14 protein-coding genes are annotated in these 19,942 nt (G+C 43.7%); 7 read left to right on the top strand and 7 right to left on the bottom strand.

Annotation, left to right across the window (positions count from 1 at the left end):
• The first annotated feature begins 28 nt into the window (after nucleotides 1-28).
• The gene (gene ispE / locus BACHE_RS10875) at nucleotides 29-856 is read left to right on the top strand and encodes a 4-(cytidine 5'-diphospho)-2-C-methyl-D-erythritol kinase (RefSeq protein WP_013547755.1); all 828 of its coding nucleotides are present in this window, start codon (nucleotides 29-31) and stop codon (nucleotides 854-856) included.
• Here the strand turns inward: ispE and purT are convergent.
• Genes purT through BACHE_RS10860 form a run of 3 tightly spaced genes read right to left on the bottom strand, consistent with a single transcriptional unit; the run spans nucleotide 850 to nucleotide 5,503 of the window.
• Nucleotides 850-2,016, bottom strand: coding sequence for a formate-dependent phosphoribosylglycinamide formyltransferase (gene purT, locus BACHE_RS10870; RefSeq protein WP_013547754.1), 1,167 nt, complete (start codon nucleotides 2,014-2,016; stop codon nucleotides 850-852). The two genes, ispE and purT, sit on opposite strands and share 7 nt — an antisense overlap.
• An 8-nt stretch (nucleotides 2,017-2,024) precedes the next feature.
• Nucleotides 2,025-3,974, bottom strand: a complete 1,950-nt coding sequence (locus BACHE_RS10865) for a family 20 glycosylhydrolase (protein WP_013547753.1) — start codon at nucleotides 3,972-3,974, stop codon at nucleotides 2,025-2,027.
• 11 nt (nucleotides 3,975-3,985) lie between these two features.
• Nucleotides 3,986-5,503, bottom strand: a complete 1,518-nt coding sequence (locus BACHE_RS10860) for a DUF4301 family protein (protein ID WP_041579356.1) — start codon at nucleotides 5,501-5,503, stop codon at nucleotides 3,986-3,988.
• Nucleotides 5,504-5,780: 277 nt separating this feature from the next.
• On the opposite strand from BACHE_RS10860, the gene BACHE_RS10855 reads away from it, so the two are divergent.
• The 5 genes from BACHE_RS10855 to BACHE_RS10835 all read left to right on the top strand — a co-directional run bounded on the left by BACHE_RS10855 (nucleotide 5,781) and on the right by BACHE_RS10835 (nucleotide 13,638).
• The gene (locus BACHE_RS10855) at nucleotides 5,781-6,650 is read left to right on the top strand and encodes a helix-turn-helix domain-containing protein (protein WP_013547751.1); all 870 of its coding nucleotides are present in this window, start codon (nucleotides 5,781-5,783) and stop codon (nucleotides 6,648-6,650) included.
• A 225-nt stretch (nucleotides 6,651-6,875) separates the two neighbouring features.
• Entirely contained in the window at nucleotides 6,876-9,674 is a 2,799-nt protein-coding gene (locus BACHE_RS10850; RefSeq protein WP_013547750.1) for a collagen-like domain-containing protein, read from the top strand.
• Nucleotides 9,675-9,678: 4 nt separating this feature from the next.
• A complete protein-coding gene (locus BACHE_RS10845) occupies nucleotides 9,679-10,893 on the top strand; it encodes an OmpA family protein (protein ID WP_013547749.1) in 1,215 nt (404 codons plus the stop codon).
• A gap of 109 nt (nucleotides 10,894-11,002) precedes the next feature.
• Nucleotides 11,003-13,222 (top strand): RelA/SpoT family protein, encoded by a 2,220-nt coding sequence (locus BACHE_RS10840; protein ID WP_013547748.1) that lies wholly within the window; start codon nucleotides 11,003-11,005, stop codon nucleotides 13,220-13,222.
• A 44-nt stretch (nucleotides 13,223-13,266) separates the two neighbouring features.
• Nucleotides 13,267-13,638 (top strand): diacylglycerol kinase family protein, encoded by a 372-nt coding sequence (locus BACHE_RS10835; protein WP_013547747.1) that lies wholly within the window; start codon nucleotides 13,267-13,269, stop codon nucleotides 13,636-13,638.
• Here the strand turns inward: BACHE_RS10835 and BACHE_RS10830 are convergent.
• Genes BACHE_RS10830 through BACHE_RS10820 form a run of 3 tightly spaced genes read right to left on the bottom strand, consistent with a single transcriptional unit; the run spans nucleotide 13,614 to nucleotide 16,079 of the window.
• The gene (locus BACHE_RS10830) at nucleotides 13,614-14,591 is read right to left on the bottom strand and encodes an MFS transporter (RefSeq protein ID WP_041579354.1); all 978 of its coding nucleotides are present in this window, start codon (nucleotides 14,589-14,591) and stop codon (nucleotides 13,614-13,616) included. The genes BACHE_RS10835 and BACHE_RS10830 overlap by 25 nt on opposite strands.
• Nucleotides 14,572-15,393 (bottom strand): 3-methyl-2-oxobutanoate hydroxymethyltransferase, encoded by an 822-nt coding sequence (panB, locus tag BACHE_RS10825; RefSeq protein ID WP_041579352.1) that lies wholly within the window; start codon nucleotides 15,391-15,393, stop codon nucleotides 14,572-14,574. The genes BACHE_RS10830 and panB overlap by 20 nt, the downstream gene beginning before the upstream one ends.
• Nucleotides 15,394-15,431: 38 nt before the next feature.
• Nucleotides 15,432-16,079, bottom strand: coding sequence for an HAD family hydrolase (locus tag BACHE_RS10820; protein WP_013547744.1), 648 nt, complete (start codon nucleotides 16,077-16,079; stop codon nucleotides 15,432-15,434).
• A gap of 117 nt (nucleotides 16,080-16,196) precedes the next feature.
• On the opposite strand from BACHE_RS10820, the gene BACHE_RS10815 reads away from it, so the two are divergent.
• Nucleotides 16,197-17,534 (top strand): MATE family efflux transporter, encoded by a 1,338-nt coding sequence (locus tag BACHE_RS10815; RefSeq protein WP_013547743.1) that lies wholly within the window; start codon nucleotides 16,197-16,199, stop codon nucleotides 17,532-17,534.
• 69 nt (nucleotides 17,535-17,603) lie between these two features.
• On the opposite strand, the gene BACHE_RS10810 is transcribed toward BACHE_RS10815, so the two are convergent.
• Nucleotides 17,604-19,940 (bottom strand): ABC transporter permease, encoded by a 2,337-nt coding sequence (locus BACHE_RS10810; protein WP_013547742.1) that lies wholly within the window; start codon nucleotides 19,938-19,940, stop codon nucleotides 17,604-17,606.
• Nucleotides 19,941-19,942: the final 2 nt, after the last annotated feature.

The following is a 19,942-nucleotide window of genomic DNA, read 5'->3' as shown; positions in this document are numbered from 1 at the left end:
CATATACAAACGATTAATATTTAGACAAATGCTTGTTTTTCCGAATGCCAAAATAAATCTGGGTCTCAACATAACAGAGAAACGCCCTGACGGCTATCATAATCTGGAAACCATCTTCTATCCGGTTTTTGTTGAAGATGCATTGGAAGTCAATGTAATGAACAGTGGAAGCGGAAAACACCACCTTCACCAATCGGGACTGGAAATAGCGGGTGAAACAGAACAAAACTTAGTGGTAAAAGCTTATAAAATATTAGATGAGAAATACAATCTTCCTCCGATAGACATCCATCTGTTCAAGCATATTCCCTCAGGAGCAGGATTAGGAGGCGGGTCGGCAGATGCGGCTTTTATGCTGAAACTGCTGAATGAGAAGTTCCATTTAGGACTAAAACCTCAAGAACTGGAAGAATATGCTGCCCGGTTGGGTGCTGATTGCGCATTCTTCATTAAGAACGAACCTGTGTATGCCGAAGGCATAGGAAACATCTTCTCTCCCGTATCGCTCTCCCTACGAGGTTTCCGCATCTGGCTGGTAAAACCGGATATCTTCGTCTCGACCAAAGACGCGTTTGCCCAGATAAAGCCACATCGCCCCGACGTATCTTTGAAGACAATCATACAGCATCCCATTGAAGAATGGAAAGAACTCATGGCCAATGATTTTGAAGAAAGCGTATTCCCGCAATTTCCAGCTATAAAAGAGGTAAAAGAAGAAATGTACAGACAAGGAGCCATATATGCCTCAATGAGTGGCTCGGGCTCATCCGTTTACGGAATATTTAAGGCTAATGCCTTGTTGCCGCAGACAGACTTCGGCAACAAGGCATTTGTGTATAAAGGGGAACTTCAATAAACCTCCACTTTGGCTGCGGCGACCTTTGCCTTGTTGCGCAGGGCATCAAGATCACCATCCAACGGTGCATAACACAAAACAACTCCCATCCGGCGGTTGACACGAGTGGTAGGTTTGCCAAAAATGCGAATATAGGTATCTTCCTCTTTTGTGACCTCTTCCATACCGCGATAGCCGGGACGTTCCTGGCTGGCAATTGGCGAAAGTATAACGGCACTTGCCCCGATACGCTCCTGCTTGATGCCCGGAATGGGCAGGCCAAGCACGGCGCGCAGATGAAGCTCAAATTCGTTGAGGTTCTGAGTACCCGCCAAAGTCACCATACCCGTATCGTGCGGACGTGGAGAAAGTTCGGAGAAATAGACTCCATTCTCGTGGCTAAGGAAAAACTCCACTCCCCAAAGTCCTGCCCCGGTCAGTGCGCGGGTCACCTTCTCTGCCATACCCTGCGCCTCTTTCAGATGGGCAGAGTCTATATGCGCAGGCTGGAAGCTTTCGCGATAGTCTCCTCCCTTCTGTACATGTCCGATAGGCGGACAAAACAAGGTAGGGCCATTCTTCTGAGTCACGGTGAGCAAAGTTATTTCGCTATCAAACTTAATAAATTCTTCGATGATAAGTTCTTTGATGTCACCACGGCTGCCATTGCAACCATATTCCCAGGCATGTTCCAGTTCGTCAGCGCTCTTGACAAGAGACTGCCCTTTGCCCGAAGAAGACATCAACGGCTTCACCACACAAGGAAAACCGATCTTTCCGGCGGCAGACTTCAACTCATCCAAAGACTTTGCATAAAAATATTTAGCGGTTTTCAAGCCCAGTTCCTTGGCGGCAAGGTCACGTATCTCCTTGCGGTTCATCGTGAAGTTTACGGCACGCGCACTCGGAACCACTTGGATACCCTCTTTCTCGAAATCGTATAAACGCTCCGTGCGTATGGCTTCAATTTCTGGCACTATGATATCCGGCCGATGCCTGCGTACCACACGATCCAAAGCGTCACCATCCAACATGCTGAACACTTCGCATTCATCCGCCACCTGCATGGCGGGCGCTCCGGCATACGAATCACACGCAATGATATACTGCCCTTTGCGCTGGGCCGAAATAACGAATTCCTTGCCCAACTCACCGGACCCTAACAATAAGATTTTTTTCATCTGTTCTATCATCTACAATAATTATATATTTTCAAGTTACTTATCCTGCTTTTAAAGTCACCGGCTTGCTGCAATGGGAAAAACAAGGTGCGGACATAGGCGGTAGTATCTTTGGGAGTCCAATACCGTTTCTCCACGTCCAGTTTTTCTATCAACTTTCCATTTACAATCAGCGATGTGGAAGCATTGTCTCCCACAATCGTCACGTTTGCTTTCTCTGAAGGATAAAACTGATAATTAAAGGTATTCAAATAACCGTCACGGGCAAATCCTATCTTTCCGCTTATGGGATCGGACAAATAGAACGTAGCATTGGGCGAACTGAACAAAACAGTATTACGCACTTCCGGAGCGGCCTCCACATCAAACGAAACAGTGTAATCATAGCCTATTTCAGTATAAGGCGATTTCGTGCCCGGAAGCACTTCATCCTTTTCCAGCACCAATGAATGCCTGTCACCCACCCTGCCCAGACGATTCACGCCCGGAGCCTCACTCATTGTCCGGCGCAACTCCTCAAATTCAGCATAAGCCACAGAAACCGATTTTCCGGTCCATGTCTTCGCCGAAAGTGTCTGCAAAGCCGGGAATAAGCGATGATGGATGTCCGCTACCGAAATGCCATTGCCTACATGGTCATTCCATACGGCAAACATTCCTCCGAGGATGGCGGGATCTTTCTCATCAAACGTCACCTTACCCACATGCGCCGGCGTCCAGTTGTCATACAGATATTTCGTATTCAGATAGTCGGCATAATATCCTGCCGCTGGAACGATATATACCAGTCCGTCAGGGATACTGATCAGCTTATACCCTTGTTCCACCATTGCTTTAGGATCGGCGTACCCATTGTACCATGCGCTCATTATCACATTTTCGGATTTCACGGGTGTCACCCCCCGGGCATGCGTAAGGGCTCCCCATACGCAAGCCTGCTTGCCATAGCTCTCCGCCAAGCGGATGTAGCGGTCGGTGAACGCACGGAATTTTTCTACAACATCCTGCTTCTTGTTAGAGTATTCATCCGTCCCTATATGCACTTTAGAGCCGCAGAATACGGGTGACTCACCCCCTAAATACTCCTTGAACAAAGCATCCATAAACATATATGTTTCCGGATTGAACAAGTCAAGATGATCCATACCATACTCTTTGCTGCCCAATTCGGGATTATAATGGCTGAAAGCCAATGTATGCGCCGGCGCGTCTATCTCCGGGATGATTTCGACAAAACGTCCGGCCGCCGTTTTCTGAAAGTTCACGAATTCTTTTTTCGTATAATAACCGTCGCGGGCTGTAAGCCCCGGAAACGTTTCGCACTCCAAGCGGAAAGCGGCATAAGTCTTGTTCCAGTCATTATTGAAAAACTGTTTGAACCCATTGTCATTGAGATGCACCTGAAGGACATTCATTTTATAGTATGACATCACGGACACCAGATCATCCAAATAATCCATCGGAATGAATTTCCGTCCGCAATCCATCATGAAGCCGCGCACCGCATAATCAGGATAATCGCGCAGGCTTCCTTTGGGCAAGCGACAGGATGCGTCTTGTTCACTCATCTGCAACAAGGTGCGGGTGGCCCAATATACCCCTATCGCTTCCGGAGCAGATACGGTCACCTTTCCGCCAATGCGGATGGAATAGCCTTCTTTTCCCAATTTCTTGTCTTTTCCCAAAGTGAGAAAGAAGTCACCGTCACGGGGAGAGCCCAAAGCTACATTCAGAGATACCCCGAACATCTTATGATAATCGGCGGCAAACTGCTCCGCCACTCCAAGCAACGCCTCACTGCCATAGACTATCCTGCTCTCTGTCGAGACAGAAAAAAAACCTTCAGCCCCTTTCCACTCCTTCAGTTCGGGAATTACAAACGGTTTCTCGTTTTTTCCGGCAAAAATATCCTCGCATACACACAAGACAACGCATAAAGTAAAAAATATCTTCTTCATAAGTGAATCAATTATTGATGTTGTGTTCTCAGCAAGTCGTTCACCGTCTTCACCGGATTGAATGTAGTCAAAGGAACTTCCACAAATACCGTGCTCCAGTCGCTCATGGCCCCATTCCACAGTCCCGGCAACTCAAGCGCCTTCAAGTCCTTCCCATTCTTGGACTTGTGTGAGATAAACCCCGTAGCCTTGTCCACATACTTCACCAAATCAAACTTATGCCCTTTGTAGTCTTTTACGGCACAAACCAAATCCACCGGATTAAAGTGCGTGCCTTTCTCAAACATATCCCTCTTTTCCGGATCATCCATATCAATCTGCGAACTTTCCAGGATTTGCAATGACACAGTACCGTCACTGTTATACGCAAGGAACGGTCCACCGCCTGGTTCACCGATATTTTTCACCATGCCACAGACACGCATAGGCCTGTTCAGCTTCCCTTTCAAGTAAATCACCAGTTCGGCATCTTCAAGGCTCTTGGTTTCGGGATTCTTGCAATAAAGCTTCTTTTGCACAAATTGAAGAATATCCAGAATCTGTTCACGGGTATATTTGCCACTATCCAGCAATTGCAAATAAGCAAAAACCTGCTGCTGCAAGGTCACCAGCACCCCCGCAATCAGCTTCTTGTACAACACGGTGTCACCTTTCAACTTATCAGGAACTACGTTATCAATGTTTTTGATAAAGATGATGTCCGCATCAAGGTCATTCAGGTTTTCAATCAATGCGCCATGTCCACCCGGACGGAACAGTAGCTTGCCATTGTCGCGGAACGGATTATTATCCATATCAGCGGCAATAGTGTCGGTGTTAGCCTTCTGTTCGGAGAAAGAGATGTTATAATCCACGCTATATTTCTTGGCATAAGCGGCTGCCTTCTCGTCCACCAGCGCTTCGAACAAAGTTCGATGTTCGGAAGACACAGTGAAATGCACATTCACCTTGCCGTTTTTGTTGGCGGCATAGAGTGCACCTTCTACCAGATGCTCTTCCAAGGGAGTGCGGCTGCCATCGCCATATTTATGAAACTTCAGCAATCCCTTAGGCAAAGCGCCATAGTTCAACCCGGCGGAAGCAAGCAGGCCGGCAACTACCGCCTTATACTCTCCAAGAGCCATCAGCCCCGGAATGTCTTTATCCGTTGACTCCTTGCAACAAGCATTCAAATCGTCATAAAAAGCGAACTTCCCTATGTTGTCAAAGAAAGTTTTTTCAAAGTCCGTCTGAGGGGCATCGTAGTCAACTTCAAGGAATTCAAACAGATTCTTGAACATGCGGCTGGCCGCCCCAGAAGCCGGCACAAACTTGACTACGGTTTTATCCGTTTGCGTATATGCTTCCCACTCATCCAAGTATTTTTTCTGCGCATCGGCATCGGGAGCCAATATGCCATTCTCCGCAGAAGCGGCGGAAAACAACTTCAAATAGGGAAAACCTTTTTCGAAACAAGCCAACTGACTGGCTATTTGTTCTTCAGAGATGCCTTTTTGGGTGAGCAGCTCTTTGTCTTGCGGTGTCATCATAATAAATTGTTTATTAATTCATGCCCAAAAGTACAAAAAATAAATCTACTCTATATAAGAAACAATAAAAGTTCTTTTTTTTCTTCTACAATATATGTTATTATATCTCACTAAGCTTACATAAATTACAAAATAGATTTCATATCAACATTGATTTAGTTTTATATCATCATTGGACTCCAATATATATATAATTATGAAATTATATTTGTAAAATAAAAATATATAAAAATCATTTTCTCCTTAAAACGTTTATGTCTAACATATATTACAAGTAATGAAAGTACAAACTTTATTAGAAAAATTATATCGTGACCCACTTGCATTATCCAGATTCAGCCAGTTCAGATATTTTTGTATTGATGAGGGAGAAATAGTCCAAGATTTAAATAAGAACCATGAATTTCAGGTCTGTTTTATACTGAAAGGATCATTATGCGTTTTCAGAGATCAGATGGAATCAATGCCGTTAATGGTTATGCCAAATGAATTATTTTTCATCAGCAGTCTAAATAAATGTAAAATAAGAGCAATGAATGACGTGCAACTTGTTATTCATGCTAGCAATATAGTTGCACCTTATCTTCATAGTAGGATAGTAGAATATTTACAAGATATAACTATTGAAGAAGCAAAGCCGATAGAAGTCCTTCCAATCCATCCATTACTGCATTCTTACCTGGAACTGTTAGTAGATTATATGAAAAATGGAACAGCAATTCCGGATTTACACCGAGCTAAAGAATATGAACTTTTCTCCTTATTTAGAATCTGCTATAACAAATATGAAATAGCTTCTATTTTTCGCGATACATTATCAAAGAATCTACAATTCTTTGTCTCTGTTATGACTCATTATAAAACTTGCAGAACAGCCAAAGAGTTAGCAAACTTATGCGGATATAATGAACCTGTTTTTACCCAGTTATTTAAAAAATATTTCCATGGACTAACTCCATATCAATGGTTACAAAAACAGACATCATACGAAATAGAGTTCAAATTAAGAGAGAATGTTTTGTCTATCAAACAAATAATGTTAGAATACCATTTTAAAACATTTTCTCATTTTACAACCTATTGCAAAAGGAATATTGGAGCAACTCCCAATGAAATACGTAAAAATGGAAGTACAGATAAAGTATGAAACTCTTTTTGTGATATACTTCAATAAATAAATAATTAAATAAAAAACCGTCAAATACTTAAATACAAATACCGTACATAATAGACAACCATTTCTTCATAAATATAAAAGCAATATATATTTATATGTACACGTATTTAGTTAATACATAACTGTCTTTTATGAGAAAACATTGAAATTTGCACCCAAACAAAACATATTAATCATTTTTAATTATTTAGAGTCATGCATACAAAAAAAGAACGCAAGAACTGGTGGGTAATATTACTCCTAAGTATTCTCTTTTCTTCGTGTAGTAATATTAACTTTGAATTACCTCAAGGGCCTCAGGGAGTCAATGGAAAATCCGCTTATGAGATATGGAAAGAAGAAGTTGAAGCAGGTCGTGTAAATTGGCCCTCCGACAAAACTAATCTGACGGACTTCCTTGTTTACATCAAAGGAGAAAAGGGAGATAAAGGTACAGATGGATTATCTGCATACGATCAATGGAAAGCTTTAATAGCCCAAGGAAATGTAGCTAATCCCCATGATCTTTCCCAAATTTGGCCTTCTTCAAAAAACACAGAAACTGATTTTTGGGATTTCCTCAGTGGCAGAGACGGACAAACACCTCACATTGGTGAAAACGGAAACTGGTATATCGGTAATAAAGATACCGGAATAAAAGCAATAGGTAAAGATGGGAAAGACGGAATTAATGGGAAAGACGGGCTTTCCGCCTATGATCTGTGGAAACATGCTGTAATCAATGGAAGTATAAACTGGCCAAAAAATCAAACAACAATGGAACATTTCTTTTTATACTTCAAAGGAAAAGACGGTGAGAATGGAATAACTCCACATGTCGGCGAAAATGGACACTGGTATATTGGAAACCACGATACAGGTATTTCTGCACAAGGAAAACAAGGAAATAACGGCAAAGACGGTACATCCCCCTATATTGGTCCTAATGGAAACTGGTGGGTTAATAATTCTGACACAAAAGTAAAAGCTCAAGGAGAAAAAGGTAGTGATGGGCTTACCCCTCTTATTAAAGACGGATATTGGTGGATAGGAAATTCCAACACAGGAATTGCAGCTCAAGGTCCCAAAGGAGAGCAAGGTGAAAAAGGGGCTGATGGACTTACTCCGGTTATAAAAGATGGAAACTGGTGGATAGGCAATACCGACACCGGAATAAAAGCACAGGGTACAAAAGGTGATAATGGTATATCTCCGCAAATAGGCACTAATGGAAATTGGTGGATAGGCAATAAAGATACTGGAATAAAAGCACGAGGCGAAAATGGTGTAAACGGAGCATCTGCTTATGAATTGTGGGTCAATGATGTCAAAAATGATAAAATCAAAGACAAGAACAATGCATCATGGCCAAAAGACAAAATCACAATGGCGGATTTTTACACTTACTTAAGCGGAACGAACGGCAGTAATGGAAAATCAGCCTATGAGTTATGGAAAGAAACTGTAATTGCAGGTAATGTGGATGACCCCAAGAATCCTGGACAAAAATGGCCCTCCGATAAAGTGGCAGAAAAGGATTTCTTCGACTATCTGGCAGGAAAAGACGGCATAAACGGAACGAACGGTCTATCAGCCTATGAATTATGGAAGAATGACTTAGCTAAACGTTGTGGTACATCAAATGCACTTACTGACCATAGAAATGGCGGTGTATGGAACTGTGACAAAAATACATTGGATGATTTTTACAACTATCTGCGTGGCAAAGACGGTAAAGATGGCGAAGACGGTAAAGATGGAAAACCGGGAGAACCGGGCAAACCGGGAACGGAAGTAACCATCATCAAAGGAGTACCCAATGTTATTGTACAATATTCCCAATCGGAATATGGTGAATATGTACGTACCTCTGACGGTGGGGTACTTTATAAAGTTTATGACGAAACCGGGCAGATTGCGCCCAAAGCCCAAGTGAAAGGCATGCCCGGTATCAGCGCAGAAAAGGTATATATTGCCGATGATAAAGGAGAATTTATCGTCCCTAAAGAAGACCTTCCTGAAATCCAGGATGTGAACCTGCGCTGGGGAACGGTAAAAGAAGTCACCATAGCAGGAAAAGCACCCCAGCAATCTGCCAAAAACACTTATGTTCCTAATAAAGTACGTATGAGAATGATCCTTCGAGACAACTCGAATTCATTATACGAATATCAATATCTATATTTTTACATACAACGAAAAGTAAATCCGGAAGATGAATGGCAGAATATCCCTTCCTATTTACCAAATAGTGGTTCAAGAAACTTAGATGCCTATAGAGTCTCCGATAAAAATATTCCAAACAGCATTTTGTCAGACAAAAAACTATATTCAAGTCAAAGCACCAGTTCAAGCAACGGAGGATATTATTACTATATTTATACTTATCGGTTTATTCAGGAGAATCCCGGAAAATTCAAGAACAATCAATCTGAATATTGGGACGGCACAGATGTTTACTACACGGTAAAAGCCAGAGAGCCTTATTATGGAGAAAACTTCCAATGGAACGGTGTATGTTTATTAGCTCCTCTCCAAATGGGTCCTACACTAAAAAAGCTGAAGCTTAAAACAATATCCAACAGTGAAGCACCTAACTTCTCGTCCGCTGAAGGTGAATTGGATTTTTCAAAGATAGATTTCACAAAAATCTATAAATCATCAACTACACGCACGGTAAAAGAAAATGGAATAGATCATGTCGAACCGATAGCTTATACTGAAGAAGAAGCCAAAAAACTTAAAATGGCTTACATTACATTCGAATTTACTTCAACAGCCGGTTCACAAAAAGCTTCAAGCTCCAACAATAGTTCTTCCGCCGAAGTTCCAACTTTTAAAGTATTTGCACCATTTTTAAATTCATCCATTTACATAAATAATAATAGTTCTTCGTATTTTTATAGATACTATCAAGGCTATCTTAAAAAAGGAAAGGATGACAAGACATTTATTATTGAGAACTATAACAACTCTTATGAATTACCAGAAGTAGAAGTTACCTATGAAGAATAAGAATATGAAAAAGATATACCTACATAAGATTTATACAATACTATTCTTTATTTCTGTTGTGTGCATCGGTTTGCCAGCCAATGCACAAAAGTCCTCAAGGAATAGTACAGATGGAGACAATACCCATGTTGGCATGAAACGTACTAAAAAAGCCTGGGAAATAGGTATAGGAGGTACAGGACTCCAAATGACACGCTTTAATGTGATTAATTTCCAAACAAACGATAAAGATGGCTATACTATAAATACAAGCAAAAGGGATCTCCTTTTTGGAGGACACCTGTATGTTGCCCGGGAGCTTAATTCTCATTTTTATCTGGACCTGCAGGGGATGTTGGATTATAGTTCAGACCCCGTACGCAATGGACACGAATCAAGGTGGGTAGGTATGGCAGGTTTGGGATTTCAATGGCGTCTGGGTGAGTACTTCCACTCCAGCTATATCGACCCTTTTCTGCGGGCAGGAGTGAACTATATGTATAAGAACTTCAACGTCAATTACAATGGAATAGAAGAATTCAACAGAAAGGAAATGGGATGGAATTTGTCAAACGACTACAATAAAGAGGGAGATGACAAACACAATCTGCTTCCCATTTCATTGGGAGCAGGAGTAAACATGTGGCTTAATGACAGAATCGGTATAGGGCTGCAGGGAGACTATCTTATAATGCCATACAAGCATATAGCTAACTCATGGCAAGGGACAGTACGGTTTATATGGCGTATCGGTGGCAAATCTAAAAAAGTAAAACCGGAAATCCGATATGTAGAAAAGGTTGTGGAGAAAATAATAGAGAAGCCTACTATTGTAGAAAAAGTAGTACAAGCCCCGCCCCATGCAAACGTATTGTGTGATTTATTTAACAATATATATTTTGAGTTTGACAAGGCAGACATAACGGAAAAATCGGTTAGCATTATTAATAAAATAGCCCAAATCATGATGACCGACACGAATAAGAGATATCTCATTACAGGATGTACCGATGCTAAAGGATCACTGCAATATAATATGGGATTGTCACAAAGACGTGCGAATGCCGTAATCAAGGCTCTCACTCAGCAAGGCGTTCCCAGTGAAATGTTAAAATCAAGAGGGGTAGGCAAAAAAATATCCTATGCTCCTCAAGATGCTTCCAATGAAATACGTGAAGGAGATCGCAAAATTATAGTCGAAATCATTACAAATATGGATTATTGGAATCATATACCATAAATAATCTTTCTATCTATTTAAAAACGGTGTATATCCCTTAATTGTACCGGGATATACACCGTTTATTTATTTTTTTCACTTACCTTTGAAGCACAAAATACGGACGATTATGGAAACTGATGAATTTTTCACTACCGTTGAGAAGGAATTGCTTTTCTCTCTCTACCGAAAATTATTGCAACTTTCCGGAGAAACACTCCTTAAAGGAGATTGCAAAAAACTCAAGACACACCTTATAAACACTATAAAAAACAACCGCATACAAAGAGACAGATTCGGTCTGAATCCGGTTATCGAGGACATGCAGACCGCTGTCATCGTAGCCGAAGAAATCGGTATGAAACGCGCTTCCATCCTGGGGCTCATGCTGCACGACTCTGTACGTTGCGGCACATGTACATCCGATGAAGTGGAGCAAAATTACGGAGAGGACGTAGCAGGCATTATCCGCGGTCTGATACGTGTAAACGATCTATATTCCAAAAGCCCTACCATCGAATCTGAAAACTTCCGCAACCTGCTGCTGTCTTTTGCAGAAGACATGCGTGTTATCCTCATAATGATTGCCAACCGCGTGAACGTGATGAGGCAAATAAAAAATTGTGATGACGAGGAAGCCCGAAAGCGGGTGGCCGACGAAGCAGCCTATCTCTATGCTCCCCTCGCCCACAAGTTAGGATTATATAAACTGAAATCCGAACTGGAAGATCTCTCGCTGAAATATACTGAAAAAGATGTTTACTATCATATCAAGGAAAAACTGAATGAAACAAAAGTTTCGCGAGACAAGTATATCGCAGCTTTCATCGCCCCCGTACAAAAGAAACTGGAAGAAGCCGGACTAAAATTTCACATCAAAGGACGCACCAAATCCATTCATTCCATCTACCAGAAAATGAAGAAGCAGAAATGTCCATTTGAGGGTGTGTACGATCTGTTTGCTATTCGGGTCATCTTGGATTCTTCGGTAGAAAAAGAGAAGTTGGAATGCTGGCAGGCATATTCCATTGTGACGGATATGTACCAGCCTAATCCCAAACGTTTGCGCGACTGGCTTTCCGTACCCAAAAGCAATGGTTACGAATCACTGCACATCACAGTAATGGGTCCTGAGGGAAAATGGGTAGAAGTACAAATACGTACTGAACGCATGGATGAAATAGCCGAACGTGGCCTTGCTGCTCACTGGCGCTACAAAGGCATAAAGGGTGAAACCGGGCTGGACGAATGGCTCACCTCCGTACGTGAAGCGTTGGAGAACTCAGACAGCAGTGGACTGGAGACAATGGACCAATTCAAACTGGATTTATACGAGGATGAGGTATTTGTCTTTACTCCGAAAGGCGATCTGTTCAAATTAGGAAAAGGTTCCACTGTACTCGACTTCGCATTTCATATTCATAGCAAACTGGGCTGCAAATGTATTGGCGCCAAAGTAAACGGCAAGAATGTACAGTTGAAGCAAATACTGCAAAGCGGTGATCAAGTGGAAATCATGACATCCAACACACAAACTCCCAAGCAAGATTGGCTGAATATTGTAACCACTTCCAAAGCACGCACCAAAATACGGCAAGCATTGAAAGAAATGGCCGCCCGACAACATGCCTTTGCCAAGGAAACCTTGGAGCGCAAGTTCAAAAACCGAAAGATTGAATATGATGAAGGTACGATGATGCGTCTGATCAAACGCCTCGGATTTAAGATAGTGACCGATTTCTATCAGGCCATTGCCGATGAAGAATTGGATGTGAATGACATCATTGACAAGTACCTCGAACAGCAGAAACGGGAAAGCGATACGCGTGATGAAACCAACTATCGTTCTGCCGAAGGCTACAATCTCCAGCAAAACCTGCCCGAAGAAGCGGCTGCCAAAGAAGACGTTCTTGTTATTGATCAGAATCTGAAAGGACTGGACTTCAAATTGGCCCGTTGCTGCAATCCGATATATGGAGATGATGTATTCGGCTTCGTCAGTGTCACGGGAGGTATAAAAATACATCGGTGTGACTGTCCCAATGCCAGCGATTTACACTCACGTTTCGGCTATCGCATTGTAAAAGCACGCTGGGCAGGAAAGTCGCAAGGCACTCAGTATCCTATTACATTACGCGTGGTAGGCCATGACGATATCGGCATAGTAACAAACATCACTTCCATCATTTCCAAAGAAACCGGCATTGCGCTAAGAAGTATCGGCATAGATTCACATGATGGTCTGTTCTCCGGAACACTGACTATTATGGTGGGAGATACAGGCAGGCTGGAAGCACTAATCAAGAAACTAAGGACAGTGAAAGGAGTAAAGCAAGTATCAAGAAACTAAACATTCCTCGTTTTCCTGAAGATAACAAGGACAGCAGAAGAATCATGAAATACGATTACAGAAAACAGGTTCGCAGTTTCGGTTATGCATGGAAAGGTATCCGGTGTTGCATAGGCAAGGAACAAAACCTCAGCTTTCATCTGATTGCCGCAGTCATGGTAGTCATTTCCGGATTTTTGTTGGGTATAACCCGAACAGAGTGGATAGTCATTACACTTTGTATCGGAATTGTGATAACTGCAGAATTATTCAACACTGCCATAGAGAAGTTGGTTGACATGATATCTCCCGACCGTCATCCTGTCGCCGGACAAGTAAAAGACATTGCCGCCGGAGCAGTGCTGATATGCGCTGCAACGGCGGCAATTATAGGTCTGATTATTTTCATTCCTTACCTTACCCGCTTTCTTTTATAATAAGGATATGTCAGCAGAACATAAAAAAAGACCGCAAGTATGGCTGCTGTCATGGCCACATGATGAATCGCAGGAACATTCATTATTCTGCAAGCCACCGCAAGGCCTGCCAGCAAACCTGCTTCCATAGACAAATGGCACATGGTGTTCGCAGTTCCGCGCTGACAATGATGAGATAGTTTTACGAACATCCGGGTAAACGGTATCGTAATGAATGCCAATATGAACAAAGCCAATAACGGCAAGTAATTACCTGCAAACATCAACGGTAACAAAACTCCCGGAATAAAGGCTATCAGCATCATATTAACAGCCGGCAACCATGCGCGCGGAAGCAAAAAACGATCTACATTGCAGAGTGACATCCCTATCGGAGCTCTAAACGCAACATATACTCTCGATGAAAAGAACATACTGAATACCCCTATCGCAACGGAACAATAAATCATCGTGCGGAATCCGTGAATATGATATAACCAAACACCCAATACCACACCCACTAACATACCCAGACGAGAAGCCCAAGCATATACCATATTTCCTGTACTGCGGCGCGCAGAAGCAGTAATGTCTATGGCTACGGTGATACCAGCCGTTGTAGCCAATCCGAAACAGCCGCCCTGTACAAAAGCAAGCAGCAACAACTTCATATAGCTATCAACAAAAGCGTATCCCAAAACTGCCGCCAACATGATAATTACAGAATACAAAAGCACATTCTTCCGCCTGTATTCGTCACCTAAATAAGCATGAAACGGTCCCACAGCAAACATGGCCACAGCAAAAACCAGGAACATGCTACCAGCCTGTGCAACAGAAATATCCAATTGCTGCCCCATCACAAAGGGCAACAGAGGAAAAAGCATATAAACAGATGTGAACAACAATGAGTTCGCTACGCACATCCGCCAAAAACTCAGTGTCATAAGTTTGTTAGTACTGCTCTTTTTCATTCGGGAAGTCTAAGTTCTTCACATCGGATACATAACGGCTGATAGCATCCGTCATCACCGTGTGCAGGTCGGCATAGCGACGCAGGAAACGGGGACGGAAGCCATTATTCATACCCAGCATATCCTGGATCACCAACACCTGGCCATCTACTTCACCACCAGCCCCGATACCGATAACAGGAATAGTCAGTTCGCCGGATACACGTGCTGCCAACGCAGCAGGAATCTTCTCCAGCACCAGTGCAAAACAACCGGCTTCTTCCAGCAAATGGGCGTCACGTATCAATTTTTCAGCCTCAGCATCATCTTTGGCGCGCACTGTATATGTTCCGTATTTGTTAATGGATTGCGGCATCAGGCCAAGATGCCCCATAATGGGAATGCCGGCACTGAGAATCCGTTTTACCGTACCAATAATTTCTTCGCCGCCTTCCAGCTTCAATGCGTCGGCATGACTTTCTTTCATGATACGAATGGCAGATGCCAAACCTTCCATCTCGTTACCCTGATAAGATCCGAACGGCATATCTACCACCACCATGGCGCGCTTTACCCCGCGCACAACGGACTTGCCATGATAAATCATCTGATCCAGCGTTATGGGAAGAGTAGTAACATTACCTGCCATAACATTGGAAGCTGAATCACCTACAAGAATCACATCTACACCTGCGCCATCCACAATCTGTGCCATGGTATAGTCGTATGATGTCAACATAGATATTTTTTCGCCTCTCTGCTTCATCTCTACGAGACGATGAGTAGTCACCTTGCGAGTGTCATCTGAAATATAACCCATGATATTTACAATTTTGGGCGCAAAGTTAATCCTTTTTCTGATTACTTGTACAAATGGGATAATTTATCGTAAGTAAAGTCCCGGAAATCATCTAATACATAATGACATAACGGAGCAATATTTTCATGCGGATTTGTGGTTGCCACACCGATTACAGTAGCTCCGGAAGCCATCCCGGCTTTTAATCCGTTATAGGAGTCCTCAAACACGTAAGTCGTTTCGGGAGTAGTGCCCAACACTTCCATACCAAGCAGAAAGCAATCAGGTGCAGGTTTAGAGGCAGTAAACATCTCGGCCGTGAGAATACGGTCAAAAAGTGTCTCTATTTCAGGATGAACGCGATATACAGCCGCCATCTTCGCCTTGTTGGAACTGGTAACGACTGCAGTCTTCACATTATGATGGTGAAGGTCTGCTATAAAATCAAGCACTCCGGGAATAAAGTCAAACGACATTTCTTGCTCAAAGCGGTTCAGACAATCCGTTATTTCAGTTTGTTCCTTCATCATACCCTGAAAGAATGTATCATAAATATAGGCCAAGGTCTGGCCTTTTACCCGGTTTTCTATATCGTCCACGTTCAGATATTCCTTCCCTATCTGATGCCAAAACCGGCTGTACTGCGTCTCTGTATCTATCACTACACCGTCAAAATCGAAGAGAACGGCCATTGATTCCATTGTATTCATAAACTTTCTTTCACCTAATTCTGTTAATACCATAACTACATTGGATACAAAGGTCTGAATAATCATCGAATGAAGCAAATATTTCATATCTTTGCCTGACTTATTTGATCAAAATCAATGGATAACCCTCATATTTTAGGAGCCGAACGCATAGGCAAACTGCTTTTACAATATTCCGTTCCTGCCATTATCGGTATGACGATTACTTCGTTGTATAATATCATTGACAGTATTTTCATCGGTCATGGCGTAGGCGCCATGGGTATTGCCGGACTTGCCATAACTTTCCCGTTAATGAATTTAGTGGTGGCCTTCTGTACAATGGTATCGGCAGGCGGTTCCACTATTTCGTCCATCCGGTTGGGACAGAAAGACCCGGACGGAGCTACGGTGGTATTGGGAAATACGCTGATGTTCTGCCTTGTCAATGCCTTTGTATTCGGAGGCATTTCATTTATCTTCCTAAATGACATACTGCGTTTCTTCGGAGCCAGCAACGATACGCTGCCCTATGCACGCGATTTTATGCAGGTGATTCTACTGGGTACTCCCGTTACCTACACTATGATCGGCCTGAATAACATCATGCGTGCCACGGGTTATCCCAGAAAGGCAATGCTTACGTCTATGGTGACAGTAGTCTGCAATATCATCCTCGCCCCTATTTTCATCTTTCAGTTTGAATGGGGAATCCGCGGCGCAGCAACAGCCACTGTTATTTCACAATTCATCGGCATGATATGGGTAGTGAGCCATTTTCTCCGGAAAACAAGCATTGTGCGGCTGCATCACGGTTTTTGGAAAATGAAAAAGCGCATCATCATCAGCATACTTTCCATCGGCATGTCACCGTTCCTTATGAATGTCACGGCATGCATCATTGTCATTATCGTAAACAACAGCCTGCAACAATATGGCGGTGACATGGCCATCGGAGCCTATGGCATCATTAACCGTCTGCTGGTACTCTATGTAATGATTGTATTGGGACTGACGATGGGGATGCAGCCGATTGTAGGCTATAACTTCGGCGCACAGAAACATGACCGTGTGAGAGCCACCCTGCGTCTGACGCTTATTGCCGGAGTATGCATCACCAGCACCGGCTTCCTCATTTGCGAATTGTTTCCTCACGCCATATCTGCCATCTTTACCGATGACAATGAGTTGATTGGTATTGCGTCCAGAGGAGTACGCATTGCCGTTGCCATTTTCCCGTTGGTGGGAGCTCAGATTGTAATCGGTAATTTCTTCCAAAGCATAGGAAAAGCCAAAATCAGCATCTTCTTATCACTGACACGCCAGTTACTATACTTGCTGCCGGGGCTATTGATTTTTCCGCACTACTTCGGTTTGGACGGCATCTGGATATGTATGCCGGTATCGGATTTTTTTGCATTTGTAACGGCTGTTATTGCGTTGTGGATATATGTAAAAACGAACCATCTGAAATGACACACTTCATTACTTGAAACCACGAAGGTTGCGGTTGACAAGATGCGCCATTTCAGTCAGTTCCGTTTTTTATTCACTCCTGATACTCTTCACCGGATTCTCACAAGCTATTTTGCGGGTACGCCACACGATGCAGGCCGCTATAATCACCAACAATAATGCTACCACCGCCACAAATGCGGCTGCACTTGTCTGAGCCCGCTGCGCAAAGCTATCCAGCCACCGACGACCGAAAACAGAAGCAAACACTGCTCCCAATGTCAACGCAGGCAAGGCTATCCACACAATGTCACGCGTCAGCAGGCGGATAATACTTGCAGCCTCTGCCCCATTCACCTTGCGGATGGCAATTTCCTTGCTACGCCTACGGACTTCATCATTCACATACCCCAACAATCCCATCAGTGCAATGAGGAAGATGGAAGCGCTGGACAGCAACACTGCATTGCGGAAACGGCGGACATCCGTGTATTGCCCGTCCAGAGTCTTCTGCAAAGAGGTGAACTCCACAAGATCCGAAGGAAACATATCCTGCATCTTGCGGTTGAGCGCAAGCAGATTCTTCTCGAAAGGCTCTTTCAGGCGTATGTAATGGGTACTCCCCCAATCCTCTTTGAACAGAAGCACCACCGGGGCCTGTTCCTCATACGCACTGTGCACCGGATAATCTTTCATCACCCCCACTATGGTGAAACTTTCGCCATACCACTTCACCGTACGTCCCACGGCACTGCCTGCAAAACCTGCATTGCGGATGAATGTTTCGTTCACTATCATCTCATTGCTGTCCGTCATCGAGGTTGGAGTCCGGTTGGCAGGATTGAAGTTGCGTCCCTCTGCCAGTTCAATCTTCATCATCGGAATAAAGTTACGCGTCACCCAGTCCAGCCGCACATTCACCGCACGCCCTTCATCAGTGTCAAACGTATCGCCGCTATATCCCCCGCATATCAACTGGCTGGCACAGGTGTAATCTTCCACCATGGGCAGACTGCCGAAAAGGCTCATCCGATTCTCATAACTGCCTCCCACATTTGCCCAGCATATCACTACCCGCAACGGGTCGTAACCCAGTGGACGGTTCATCACCGACCGATACTGATGGAACACCACCAGCAGAAAGCAACAAATAAAGGAGACACCCATGAACTGGACAAAGAGCAAAGGACGCTTCCACGACGCATTGCGTTCGATATAACGGCGGAAAACCTGCGTCACGGGTACGGAAGAGAACATCCCCGCCGGCAGTACGCCCGCCAGCAGAAAGACGAACAAGATGACCAGTGCCGGTCCCCACAACATCTGTACCGAGAAAAGTGAAGTGAGCCGGGCAGCAACCATATCCTCCACAAAGTCGCGGAAGAGATACATCAGCAGACCGGACAAAGCCACAGAAAGCAACACTATGACCGCTGTCTCCGCCAGGAACATGCCGAATATCGTGCTATTGGCAGCACCGTTACACTTGTGCACTCCCACTTCCTTGGCACGACGCGCCAAGGAAGATACGGAAATCAATATATAGTTGAAAGCGGCAATCAGCAAGATGGCAATGGCAAGCACAGACATTACCAATATCATGGTACGTATAGTGGGATTTTGTGTATGCACGTCTGTCAACGGATGGAAAGCGAAAGCCCAGTAGTTATTCTCTTTTTCATTAAAATTCGGTATGTACTTTTTCATCAACTCCGGCAGCCGCGCCTCCGCCACAGCCACATCTTGGGCAAAATTACGGAAACGGGCTATGACGTTATAACTAACATCAAATCCCCACCCTGCTCTTTTATTGTTCCACAACTCGGTCATGGAAACTACGATATCAAAGGGAATGTCCGTATTCTCCGGCTGGTCGGAAAACACTCCCCGTATGATGTAGGTTGTCTTCCGGTCAAGAAGCAATTGCCTGCCCACTACCGTACTCAAGTCCTCATTTCCTCTCAACTTGTCGGCATACGAACGGGAGACGAAGACGGCATCTGCAGCCTGCATATCTTCCACCTTGCCTGCCAGCACCCGAATGCCCAAAGTAGAAAACAGATGCGTATCCGCATAAATCACATGACCAGGCAAACGGACATTTCCGTTATAAAAATTCCAATCGTCCATGTCGCGTAGCACTGTGGCATCCTCCACTTGCTTCGGAAAGTTCTCTCTCAACGCCTCTGCAAAGGGACCGTAAACGTAGGGGAATTCCTCACTCGGCACTCCGTTCTGTACATTCCTTACATAAGTCAGATAGAGCTGTTCCGGATGATGGAAATAGCTGTTATAGCTTAACTGAAATGCCACACAAGCGAACAGCAAAATACCGATAAACAAGCCCAGTGTCAAGGAAACAGTCTTGGTCACATTGTTGCCTCGTCTGCGAAGCAACATCAATATACCATAATAAAGTTGTCTCATAA

The sequence above is a fragment of the Bacteroides helcogenes P 36-108 genome (genome assembly GCF_000186225.1).
GTDB lineage: Bacteria > Bacteroidota > Bacteroidia > Bacteroidales > Bacteroidaceae > Bacteroides > Bacteroides helcogenes.
Note: the sequence above shows the minus strand (reverse complement) of the source record. Positions and strands in the feature narration are given on the sequence as shown.

Bases quoted from the DNA above. Each gene is read 5' to 3' on its own strand.
- BACHE_RS10855 (WP_013547751.1), top strand. From the start codon at position 5,781: ATGAAAGTACAAACTTTATTAGAAAAATTATATCGTGACCCACTTGCA.
- ispE (WP_013547755.1), top strand. From the start codon at position 29: ATGCTTGTTTTTCCGAATGCCAAAATAAATCTGGGTCTCAACATAACA.
- purT (WP_013547754.1), bottom strand. From the start codon at position 2,016: ATGAAAAAAATCTTATTGTTAGGGTCCGGTGAGTTGGGCAAGGAATTC.
- BACHE_RS10815 (WP_013547743.1), top strand. From the start codon at position 16,197: ATGGATAACCCTCATATTTTAGGAGCCGAACGCATAGGCAAACTGCTT.
- BACHE_RS10820 (WP_013547744.1), bottom strand. From the start codon at position 16,079: ATGAATACAATGGAATCAATGGCCGTTCTCTTCGATTTTGACGGTGTA.
- BACHE_RS10850 (WP_013547750.1), top strand. From the start codon at position 6,876: ATGCATACAAAAAAAGAACGCAAGAACTGGTGGGTAATATTACTCCTA.
- BACHE_RS10835 (WP_013547747.1), top strand. From the start codon at position 13,267: ATGAAATACGATTACAGAAAACAGGTTCGCAGTTTCGGTTATGCATGG.
- BACHE_RS10830 (WP_041579354.1), bottom strand. From the start codon at position 14,591: ATGAAAAAGAGCAGTACTAACAAACTTATGACACTGAGTTTTTGGCGG.
- BACHE_RS10865 (WP_013547753.1), bottom strand. From the start codon at position 3,974: ATGAAGAAGATATTTTTTACTTTATGCGTTGTCTTGTGTGTATGCGAG.
- BACHE_RS10860 (WP_041579356.1), bottom strand. From the start codon at position 5,503: ATGATGACACCGCAAGACAAAGAGCTGCTCACCCAAAAAGGCATCTCT.
- BACHE_RS10840 (WP_013547748.1), top strand. From the start codon at position 11,003: ATGGAAACTGATGAATTTTTCACTACCGTTGAGAAGGAATTGCTTTTC.
- BACHE_RS10845 (WP_013547749.1), top strand. From the start codon at position 9,679: ATGAAAAAGATATACCTACATAAGATTTATACAATACTATTCTTTATT.
- BACHE_RS10810 (WP_013547742.1), bottom strand. From the start codon at position 19,940: ATGAGACAACTTTATTATGGTATATTGATGTTGCTTCGCAGACGAGGC.